The sequence below is a fragment of the Candidatus Edwardsbacteria bacterium genome (assembly GCA_018821925.1).
Classification (GTDB): domain Bacteria; phylum Edwardsbacteria; class AC1; order AC1; family EtOH8; genus UBA2226.
This window is the reverse complement of sequence record JAHJLF010000011.1, coordinates 1-10986: the sequence shown is the minus strand read 5'-3', so window position 1 is coordinate 10986 and position 10986 is coordinate 1. Positions and strand designations below refer to the sequence as shown.

Here is a 10986-nt window from a genome sequence, read left to right as displayed (position 1 = left end):
GCTGTTGACCCCCATCGCCATGGAGAAGGGCCTTAAGTTCGCCATCCGCGAGGGCGGCCGCACCGTGGGCGCCGGAACCGTTACCGAGATCGTGGAATAACTGTTTGGAAAACCATAAACAGGTAATTAGTTAATCGGAAATTAAAGAATCGGATAAATGAAATGCGAGAGATAATCACTTTGGCTTGCGTGGACTGCAAACGCCGGAATTACAACAACACCAAGAACAAGCGCAAACACCCTGACCGGGTCGAGTATAAGAAATACTGCCGGTTTTGCAGAAAACACACCGCTCATAAAGAAACCAGATAATCCAAAGGCGAAGGCCAGTAGCTCCAATGGTAGAGCGCCGGTCTCCAAAACCGGATGCTGGGGGTTCAAGTCCCTCCTGGCCTGCCATTCCGGTTGACAGGTTTCAAAAACAAAAGGGATCGGTTCAATCGAAGGGAAGATAAAATTATGTTCAATAAAATAGTGCAGTTCGTAAAGGACGTCAGGGTCGAGTTCACCAAGGTCAGCTGGCCCAGCCGCGACGAGCTGGTTCAGTCCACCATCGTGGTGGGCGTGGTGTCGCTGGTGGTGACCGCTTTTATCGGGGTCATCGACCGGTTGCTGTCGGTGGGCGTAACATTTTTTCTGGGCCGATTTTAAATGGCAATGCGCTGGTACGTCATACATACCTACGCCGGGCACGAAAATCGGGTCAAAGCGGCCCTGGAATCGGCCGCCCTGCGCTTCGGCCTTCAGGATAAGATCGGACGGGTGCTGATACCCACCGAGGATGTTACCGAGATCAAGAAGGGGCGCCGCAAGACCACCGCCAAACAGCTCTTTCCCAGCTACTTGATGGTGGAGATGGACATGACCGACGAGGTCTGGAACGTGGTCTCCACCACCCCCGGCGTCACCAGCTTCCTGGGCACCAGGCGTAAACCGCAGCCCATGCGGGATTCCGAGGCCCAGCGCCTGATATCCCGGATGGATGGGGAGAAGCGCCAGGGGCCGGTGGTGATACCTTATCAGAAGGGCGAGACCATCAAGATCATCGACGGGCCGTTCGCCAGTTTCACCGGCGTCATCGAGGAGATAGACAACGAACACGGAAAGGTCAGGGTGATGGTGACCATCTTCGGGCGGACCACTCCGGTGGAGCTCGATTCCATGCAGATTAACAATCTGTGATAGAAAAATAAAATAAACCAAGAGAGAAGATATGGCAAAGATTGTAACCGCAATGGTAAAACTTCAGGTCCCGGCCGGACAGGCCAATCCGGCGCCCCCGGTGGGCCCGGCTTTGGGGCAGCACGGCGTCAACATTCCGGAGTTCTGCAAGCAGTTCAACGCCAAAACCTCCGGGCAGGAAGGATTGATCATCCCCTGCGTGATCACGGTGTACAAGGACCGGTCATTTTCCTTTATCACCAAGACCCCGCCGGCTGCGGTATTGCTAAAAAAAGCCGCCGGGCTGGCCAAGGGCTCGGGAGTTCCCAACCGCAATAAGGTGGGCACGGTGACCGAGGCCCAGGTCAAGGAGATTGCCACCAAGAAGATGGCCGACCTCAATGCCGCCAATGTGGATGCCGCCATGATGATGGTCAAGGGCACCGCCCGCAGCATGGGCATAGAGATAAGCAATTAATTAACCGACTAAATATAAGCAAAAATATCAATCCCGCTGGGAGGAGATCAGGGTGGGATTTCAGGGTCACCCGCGCTGTCTTCGTTATTAACCAGAAAGGAGGAAGATGAAAAGAGGGAAAAAGTACAACAACTCGCTTAAAAAATTTGAAGCGGTCAAGGAATACACCCTGGCCGAGGCAATGGAGATGGTCAAGCAGGCGGCCTTTGCCAAGTTTGACGAGACCATGGAACTGTCGATGAAGACAGGGCTTGATCCCAAGAAATCCGATCAGAACCTTAGGGGGACGGTCCTGCTGCCCCACGGCACCGGCAAAAAGGTCCGAGTGCTGGTCTTCGCCAAGGGCGAAAAAGAGATCGAGGCCAGGGATGCCGGGGCGGATTATTTCGGCTCCGAAGAACTGATCAAGAAGATAACCGAGGGCTGGACCGACTTCGACGTGGCCATCGCCACTCCCGATATGATGAGCCAGGTGGGCAAGCTGGGCAAGATCCTGGGCGTCCGGGGGCTGATGCCCAACCCCAAGACCGGAACGGTCACCTTCGACGTGGCCAAGGCGGTCAAGGAATCCAAGGCCGGCAAGATCGAATACCGCTTGGACAAACAGGGCAATCTGCACCTTCCGGTAGGCAAGAAATCCTTCGAGACCGACAAGCTGGTAAGCAACTCCAGGGCGGTGATCAACGAAGTAATCAGGGCCAAACCATCATCGGCCAAGGGGTCATATATCAAGAGCCTGTCGATATCGGCCACCATGAGCCCCGGGGTCAAAATCGCTCTGACCGAGCTGGCCACTAAAGGAAAGTGAGGACTAAACGATGATAAAGCAAGAAAAAGAAAAGATAGTCCGGGAGCTTACCGAGAAGTTGAAAGCCGCCAAGGCCATCTATCTGACCGATTTCACGGGGCTGGATGTGGTCCGGGCCACCGAGCTGCGCAAGAAACTGAGGGATGCTTCGGTGGAATACCAGGTGGTCAAGAACACCCTGGCCCAGTTGGCGGCCAAGAACGCCGGGATGGAGATGCTGCTGGATTACCTGACCGGCCCCACCGGGCTGGCCTTCGGCGTAAAGGATCCCATCATTCCGGCCAAGATCCTGGTGGAGTTCGCCAAAAACGACGACAAGCCCTCGGTTAAGGTGGGCATTGTCGAAGGCAAGATGGTTGATGTTAAGCAGGTCAAACAATTGGCCCTGCTGCCCAGCCGCGAAGTGCTGATATCCCAGATACTGTCCGCCATGCAGTCTCCGATCACCGGCCTGGTGGGGGCCCTGGGCGGGATCATCCAGAAGTTCGTGGGCACGGTGGATGCCATAGCCAAGCAAAAGGAAGCCAAATAACCGTTTTAAAAAAGACCAAAAAGAAAATAAAAAACAATCAGGAATAAAAAGGAGCATTTCAAAATGTCGGACAAGAAACAAACCATAATGGAAGCCATCGAATCCATGACCGTGCTGGAACTGTCGGAACTGGTCAAGGCTTTGGAAGAAAAATTCGACGTCAAGGCCGCCGCCCCGATGGCTGCCATGGCCGCTATGCCCGCCGCCGCTCCGGCCGAGGAAAAAACCAGCTTTGACGTGATCCTGATCTCCAGCGGAGACAAGAAGATCCAGGTGATCAAGGAGGTCCGGGGCATCACCAGTCTGGGCCTGAAGGAGGCCAAGGACCTGGTGGAGAGCGCTCCCAAGCCGGTCAAGGAAAGCGTTGCCAAGGATGAGGCCCAGAAGATCAAGGCTATCCTAGAGGCCGCCGGGGCTACCGTAGAGTTGAAGTAATCAGAGCTTATTTTTAGTCGACACATAAACGGGGGATCGGGGACAGTGGTTGTCCCCGGTCTTCTGTCCCCGATGCGTTTGATGGGGCCGTTCCCGGATGTGGTGCCGGGAGATTAAGCGGTTTCATCAAACGCTGTTTTTAGCGGCCTTAGGCCGGGTCGATTATTTTTTTTAGCGCCGGGGGAGTTTCCCGCCGGCCAGTCCGTTAAGCCGAATAAGGAGCACCACCTTGAAGCAGGTAAAGAGAAAAGATTATTCCAAGATCCAATCGGGCATTCAACTGCCCAATATGCTGGATATGCAGGTCAGCTCATTCAAGGATTTCCTCCAGGAGGATGCCCCTCCCGCCAAGAGAAGGAACGAGGGGCTGCAGGCCATATTCAACGAAATATTCCCCATTGAAGATCCCCAGAACCGTCTGTCGCTGGAGTTCGTCTCCTACAGCTTGGGCAAACCGCGCTATGCCATCCCGGAGTGCCATGACCGCGATATGACCTACGCCGCCCCGCTGAAAGCGGTGCTGCGCCTGATGGTCAAGGACACCTCCGATCCCAAGGCCCCTCCCAAGGAAGTAGTGGAGAAGGAGGTCTTTCTGGGCGAACTTCCCCTGATGACCGATATCGGCACCTTCGTCATCAACGGAGCCGAACGGGTGGTGGTCAGCCAGCTGCACCGTTCCCCCGGAGCGTTCTTTGCCGAGAAGTCCCATCCCTCTGGCAAGCGCATCTATACCTCAGAGATCATTCCCTACCGCGGTTCCTGGATCAAATTCATGATCGATCCCAAGGATCTGCTGTGGGTCTCCATAGACAAACACCGCAAATTCCACGCCACCCTGCTGCTGCGGGCGGTGGGCTTCGCCCAGAACAAGGATATTTTGGGCCTGTTCCATAAGGGGGAGAGCCTGCCCATCAGCGCCGACAAGCAGATACTGGGACGGTATCTCTTCAGCGACGTGGTGGCGCCCAAGAGCGGCGAGGTGCTGGCCGAGGCCGGCCATATCGTCACCCCGGAGATATTGGCCACCTTGCGGCTGGCCAAGATCGACAGTGCCCAGGTGGTGGCCATAGATCCGGCCAAGGATTCGGCCATCATTCCCCGGACCATGCTGGCCGATAACAACAAGGGGGTCAAGGAGGATGCCCTGTCCAAGATATACAACATCCTTCACCCCGGCGACGCCATCAGTCCGGAGCTGGCCAAGAGCGTCATCGACCGACTGTTCTTCGATCGCAAGCATTACGACCTGAAGCGGGTGGGGCGCTATCAGCTGAACCGCCGCCTGGAGATGGAACTCTCCAACAGCACGGTGCTGGGACCCAAGGATTTCGTGGAGGTCATCCGCTACCTGCTGGGCCTGCGGGCCAACCAGGGGATGATAGACGATATCGACCATCTGGGCAACCGCCGGGTGCTTAGGGTGGGCGAACTGGTGACCGCCCAGTTCTCGGTGGCCCTGTCCCGGATGGCCCGGATGGCCCGGGAGAGGATGTCTATGTGGGACGGCGCCGATGCCATCACCCCGCACGACCTGGTCAACTCCAGGATCATCTCCTCCACCATCAATACCTTTTTCGGCTCCTCCCAGCTGTCGCAATTCCTGGACCAGCCCAATCCGCTGGCCGAACTCCGGCACAAGCGAAGGCTTTCGGCCCTGGGGCCGGGCGGCCTGACCCGGGAGAGGGCCGGCTTCGAGGTGCGCGACGTGCATTATACCCACTACGGCCGGCTGTGCCCCATCGAAACGCCGGAAGGCCCGAACATCGGCCTGATCGCCAGCCTGGCCTGCTATGCCAGGGTCAACGATCTGGGCTTTTTGGAGACACCCTACCGCAAGGTCAAGGGCGGGAAACTGACCGGAGAGATCGAATATTTATCGGCCAATACCGAGGATCAGTTTACCATCGCCCAGGCCAACACCGCCATCGACGACAAGGACCGGCTGGCGGTGGACCTGGCACTGTGCCGTCACCGGGAAATTTTCCCCCGGGTAAAGCCTCCCGAAGTGGATTATATGGATGTCTCTCCCCAGCAGTTAGTGAGCCTTTCGGCCGCCCTGATACCATTCCTGGAGCATGATGACGCCAACCGGGCTCTGATGGGCTCCAACATGCAGTGCCAGGCAGTGCCCCTGTTGCGGCCCGAGTCGCCGATCATCGGCACCGGTTTGGAGGGCAAGGCCGCGGTCGACTCCGGCACCATGGTCCAGTGCCGCCGGGACGGGGTGGTGGAGAAGGTGACCGCCGACACCATCTTTATCCGGCCCTCCCGTCCCGACGTGGCCGAGGTGGATTTTTTAAAGAACAGCCAGCTGGATATATACCATCTTACAAAATTCAGGCGATCCAACCAGGACACCTGCATCAATCAGCGGCCGATCGTCAAAGAAGGCGAGACCGCCAAGAAGGGCGAGGTGATCGCCGACGGCTCATCCACCGCCCAGGGCGAGCTGGCTCTGGGGGTCAACTGCCTGGTGGGCTTCATGCCTTGGGCCGGGTTCAATTTCGAGGATGCCATTATCATCAGCGAGAGGATGGTCAAGGAGGACCGCTTCACCTCGGTGCACATAGAGAGTTTCGAGTGTTTCGTCCGCGACACCAAGCGGGGTCCGGAGGAGATCACCCGGGAGATACCCAACGTGGGCGAAGACACTCTCAAGGACCTGGATGAGAACGGCATCATCCGAATAGGGGCCCGAGTGGAGGCCGGCGATATCCTGGTAGGCAAGGTCACTCCCAAGGGCGAGACCGAACCCACCCCCGAGGAAAAACTGCTTCGGGCCATCTTCGGCGACAAGGCCGGGGATATCAAGGATACTTCGCTTAAGGCGCCTCCCGGCATGGACGGCGTGGTCTGCGACGTCAAGGTGTTCTCCCGCAAGAGCCAGGACCGCCGGTCTTCCCACGAGGAGAAGAAAAAGATCGAGGAGATCCAGAAGGAGGCCAAGAAGCAGGTCGACCGGATCAAGGTGGAACGCGACCGACGGATCAGGGAACTGCTGGCGGACCAGACCTGCAACATCACCATCAAACATGGCGAAAAACTGATCGCCCGCAAGGGACAGCGCCTGTCGGAGCCGGTGTTGCACGACATCAAGTTCGTGGACATGGAGGAGCTGGGCGAGATCTGCGAGGATAAGGCCCTCAATCAGAAGGCCGTCAAGCTGGTGGAGTCCGCCCGGAAAGCCATCGAATCGGTGCAGGCCGATATCCAGATAGAAAAAGAGAAAGTGGAGCGGGGCGACGAGCTTCCGGCCGACGTCATCAAATTGGTCAAGGTCTTTGTGGCCCGTAAGCGCCGGCTGATGGTGGGCGACAAGCTGGCCGGGCGCCACGGCAACAAGGGGGTGCTGGCCAGGATCGTCCCGGCCGAGGATATGCCCTACCTGTCGGATGGCCGGCCGCTGGACATGATACTAAACCCGCTGGGGGTTCCCTCCCGCATGAACCTGGGCCAGATCCTGGAGACCCATCTGGGCTGGGCCGCCAAAATTTTGGGCTTCAAGGTGGCCACCTCGGTGTTCAACGGAGCCACCATCTCCGAGGTGATCGAGGAGATGCAGCGGGCCGGACTGCCCGAGAACGGCAAGGTTCGTTTGTTCGACGGCCGGAGCGGGGAATCGTTCGACGAGCCGGTAACGGTGGGCGTCATGTATATGCTCAAGCTGTCCCATCTGGTGGACGACAAGATACACGCCCGGTCGATAGGACCATACTCCCTGATCACCCAGCAGCCGCTGGGAGGCAAGGCCCACTTCGGCGGACAGCGTTTCGGGGAGATGGAGGTCTGGGCTCTGGAGGCCTACGGCGCGGCCTACACCCTCCAGGAGATATTGACCGTCAAATCCGACGACGTCCAGGGAAGACAGAGGGTGTACGAGGCCATCGTCAAGGGAGAGAACCTCCCGGAGCCGGGCACCCCGGCATCCTTCGACGTGCTGGTCAAGGAACTGCAAGGGTTGTGTCTGGATATCCAATTAAGGAAGGAGGAATAAGCCATGGCTGAAGCGAGAAAAAACGTTCCTGCCGAGCAGGAAAATAAAAATTATGATTTCGATTCGATAAGGATCGGTCTGGCCTCCCCCGAACTGGTGATGTCCTGGTCCTACGGCGAGGTCACTAAGCCGGAGACCATCAACTACCGGACCTTCAAGCCGGAGAGGGACGGGCTGTTCTGCGAGAAGATATTCGGGCCCACCAAGGACTGGGAGTGCAACTGCGGAAAATATAAAAAGATCCGCTTCCGGGGTGTGGTCTGCGACCGCTGCGGAGTGGAGGTCACCCTTTCCAAGGTCCGCCGGGAGAGAATGGGGCATATCAAGCTGGCGGTGCCGGTGGCCCATATCTGGTACGTCAAATCCCTGCCCAGCCGGGTGGGGCAGCTGCTGGGCGTTACCATGCGGGATCTGGAGCGGGTGCTGTATTACGAATCGTATATTGTGATAGACCCGGGCGCCAGCAGCCACCATAAGAAGGACCTGATCAACGAGGAACAGTGCATCAGGGCCGAGGAGGAGTTCGGCAAGGACTTCGTGGCCAAGATGGGAGCCGAGGCGGTGCGCGACCTGCTGAAGGAGATCAACCTGGACGATCTTTCGGCCGAGCTGAAGGTGGGCTTACGGCGCGAGGTTTCGGTCGAGAGCAAGAAGGACCTACTGAAGCGGTTGAGGATCGTGGAGGCCCTGCGCCAGTCCGGCAATCGTCCGGAGTGGATGATAATGGACATCCTGCCGGTGATCCCGCCGGACCTAAGGCCCCTGGTTCCATTGGAGGGCGGGCGCTTCGCCACCTCCGACCTTAACGACCTGTACCGCCGGGTGCTGACCCGCAACAACCGCCTGAAGAAGATCATCGACATGCGGGCCCCGGAGATCATTTTGCGCAACGAGAAGCGGATGCTGCAAGATGCGGTGGACGCCCTGCTGGACAACGGCCGCCGCTCCCGGGCCATCAAGGGCCGGGGCAACCGCGAGCTGAAGAGCCTGTCCGACATCCTGCGCGGCAAACAGGGCCGGTTCCGCCAGAACCTGCTGGGCAAGCGGGTGGACTACTCCGGCCGGTCGGTGATCGTGGTCGGCCCCGAGCTGAAGCCCTACCAGTGCGGCCTTCCCAAGAGCATGGCCCTGGAGCTGTTCAAACCGTTCATCCTGAAAAAGTTGGAGGAGAAGGGCTATGTCCAGAGCGTCAAGGGCGCCAAACGGCTGGTGGAGAAGGAGAAGCCCGGCGTCTGGGAGATCCTGGAGGATATCGTCAAGGAGCATCCGGTCCTGCTGAACCGGGCCCCCACCCTGCACCGCCTGGGCATTCAGGCCTTTGAGCCGGTGTTGATAGAGGGCAAGGCCATCCGGATCCATCCCCTGGTCTGCGCGGCCTTCAACGCCGACTTTGACGGCGATCAGATGGCGGTGCACGTGCCGCTGTCCTACGAGGCCCAGATCGAGGCGGCTACCCTGATGCTTTCGTCTAACAATATTCTGCTGCCGGCCTCCGGTAAGCCGGTGATCACCCCCAAGCTGGACATAGTCATCGGCTGTTATTACCTGACCAAGCCCAGGGCCGACTCCAAGGGCCAGGGCAAGGTGTTCGCCCATCAGGATGAGGTGATCCTGGCCCATCACAACGAGGTGGTGGACATCCATGCCAAGATCAAGCTGAGGCTGGAGGGCCGGATGATAGAGACCACCGTGGGGCGGGTGCTGTTCAATGAAATCGTTCCCAAGGAGCTGGGCTATGTCAACGAAACCATGTTCAAGAAAGCCCTGGATAAACTGGCCATGGCCTCCTTCCGCAAGATCGGCAGCTACAAGACGGCCATGTTCATGGACGAGGTAAAGAAGATAGGCTTCAAGTACGCCACCCAGTCCGGGGTGACCATCAGCCTGTCCGACATCATCGTTCCTTCCGAGAAACAGGCCCTGATCGATAAGGGCATCGAGTCGGTGGAGAAGATCAAGGGCCAGTACCGCAAGGGCGTCATCACCGACACCGAAAGATACAACAAGGTCATCGACATCTGGACCCATGTCAACAACCAGGTTACCGAGAGCCTGCTCAAGGGCATGGCCGAGGATAAGAACGGCTTCAACCCGGTGTTCATGCTCTTCGATTCCGAGGCCCGGGGCACCCGGGAGCAGGTCCGGCAGCTGGGCGGCATGCGCGGCCTGATGGCCAAACCCCAGAAGCGTTTCACCGGACAGGAGATCATCGAGACCCCCATCCTGAACAACTTCCGGGAGGGGTTGACGGTGGTGGAATATTTCATCTCCACCCACGGAGCCCGAAAGGGCCTGGCCGACACCGCCCTGAAGACCTCGGAGGCCGGCTACCTTACCCGGAGGCTGGTGGACGTGGCCCAGGATATCATCATTACCGAGGACGACTGCGGCACCATCCTGGGCGATGAGCGCGGAGCATTAAAAGAGGGCGAGGACATCATCGAAACCCTCAAGGACCGCATCCTGGGAAGGGTGGCCATGGAGGACGTGGTCAGCCCCATCACCGGGGAGGTCATCGTCAGCTCCGGTCAGGAGATAAATGAGGAGGCCTCCGAGGAGATTGAGGAAGCCGGCATCGAGAAAGTCAAGATCCGTTCGGTGCTTACCTGCGAGGCCAAGCGCGGTCTGTGCCGCAGGTGCTACGGGCGCAACCTGGGCACCGGCCACCTGGTGGACATGGGCGAGGCCATTGGCGTGATGGGGGCCCAGAGCATCGGCGAGCCGGGCACCCAGCTGACCCTGAGAACCTTCCACATCGGCGGCACCTCGTCCCGCATCGCGGCCCAGTCCAAGGTCACCGTCAAGATCCCGGGCACCCTGGAGTTCAAGGGGCTGGAGACCGTCACCATGGAATCGGGCGAGGTGGTGGCCATCAACCGGGACGGCGAGATAATTTTGCATGGCGAGAAAAACAACGTTAAGACCCGCTACAGCGTGCCTTACGCCTCGGTGCTGAAGGTGGCGGACAAGGCGGCGGTGCTCCCGGGAGACATCATCTTCGAGTGGGATCCCCATACCGCGGCCATTCTGGCCGAGCACACCGGTACGGTGCAGCTGGCCGACATGGTGCCCGATGTCACCATCTCCGAGGAATTCGACGACATCACCGGCATGCGGCGCCCCATGGTCATCGAGAGCAAGGACCGGAGCCTCTATCCGCACATCAATATCGTCGACAAACGCGGCAAGGTGCGTTCCAGCTATCCCATCCCCATCGGGGCCCGGATCATGGTCCAGGAAGGCCAGAATATCTCGGCCGGCGAATTCCTGGCCAAGACCCCCCGGGAGATATCCAAGAGCCGCGACATCACCGCCGGCCTGCCCCGGGTGGCCGAGCTGTTCGAGGCCCGCAAACCCTCCGATCCCGCGGTGGTCACCGAGATCGACGGCCGGGTCAAGTTCGGCGAGATCTCCAAGGGCCAGCGGACCATCGTCGTCAAGAACGAGAACGACGAGGAGCGGGCCTATCTGATACCCCACGGCAAACATCTGTATGTCAGGGAGGGAGACCGGGTCAGGGCCGGGGAGAAGCTGACCGAGGGCTCCATCAACCCCCACGACATTCTGCGGATCAAGGG

The 10986-nt window shown here is 58.8% G+C and carries 10 protein-coding genes and 1 tRNA gene; all 11 read left to right on the top strand.

Annotated elements, in window-relative coordinates; all coding sequences use genetic code 11:
* On the top strand, positions 1 to 100 hold a 100-nt coding region (locus KJ869_00925; protein ID MBU1575754.1), incomplete at its 5' end, for a hypothetical protein.
* Between the two features lie 62 nt (positions 101 to 162).
* Positions 163 to 312 (top strand): 50S ribosomal protein L33, encoded by a 150-nt coding sequence (gene rpmG / locus KJ869_00920; protein ID MBU1575753.1) that lies wholly within the window; start codon positions 163 to 165, stop codon positions 310 to 312.
* An 11-nt stretch (positions 313 to 323) separates the two neighbouring features.
* Positions 324 to 399, top strand: a tRNA-Trp gene (locus tag KJ869_00915).
* Between the two features lie 60 nt (positions 400 to 459).
* A complete protein-coding gene (gene secE / locus KJ869_00910) occupies positions 460 to 651 on the top strand; it encodes a preprotein translocase subunit SecE (GenBank protein MBU1575752.1) in 192 nt (63 codons plus the stop codon).
* Complete coding sequence (gene nusG, locus KJ869_00905) at positions 652 to 1182, top strand: transcription termination/antitermination protein NusG (protein ID MBU1575751.1); 531 nt, start codon at positions 652 to 654, stop codon at positions 1180 to 1182.
* 31 nt (positions 1183 to 1213) lie between these two features.
* Positions 1214 to 1639 (top strand): 50S ribosomal protein L11, encoded by a 426-nt coding sequence (gene rplK, locus KJ869_00900; GenBank protein MBU1575750.1) that lies wholly within the window; start codon positions 1214 to 1216, stop codon positions 1637 to 1639.
* A gap of 106 nt (positions 1640 to 1745) precedes the next feature.
* Entirely contained in the window at positions 1746 to 2447 is a 702-nt protein-coding gene (gene rplA, locus KJ869_00895; protein MBU1575749.1) for a 50S ribosomal protein L1, read from the top strand.
* 10 nt (positions 2448 to 2457) lie between these two features.
* The gene (gene rplJ / locus KJ869_00890) at positions 2458 to 2979 is read left to right on the top strand and encodes a 50S ribosomal protein L10 (GenBank protein ID MBU1575748.1); all 522 of its coding nucleotides are present in this window, start codon (positions 2458 to 2460) and stop codon (positions 2977 to 2979) included.
* A 63-nt stretch (positions 2980 to 3042) separates the two neighbouring features.
* The gene (gene rplL / locus KJ869_00885; protein ID MBU1575747.1) at positions 3043 to 3414 is read left to right on the top strand and encodes a 50S ribosomal protein L7/L12; all 372 of its coding nucleotides are present in this window, start codon (positions 3043 to 3045) and stop codon (positions 3412 to 3414) included.
* 214 nt (positions 3415 to 3628) lie between these two features.
* On the top strand, positions 3629 to 7408 hold the full coding sequence (gene rpoB, locus KJ869_00880) for a DNA-directed RNA polymerase subunit beta (GenBank protein ID MBU1575746.1): 3780 nt from the start codon (positions 3629 to 3631) through the stop codon (positions 7406 to 7408).
* Between the two features lie 3 nt (positions 7409 to 7411).
* Positions 7412 to 10986: DNA-directed RNA polymerase subunit beta' (gene rpoC, locus KJ869_00875; protein ID MBU1575745.1), on the top strand; the 3575-nt coding region annotated here is incomplete at its 3' end.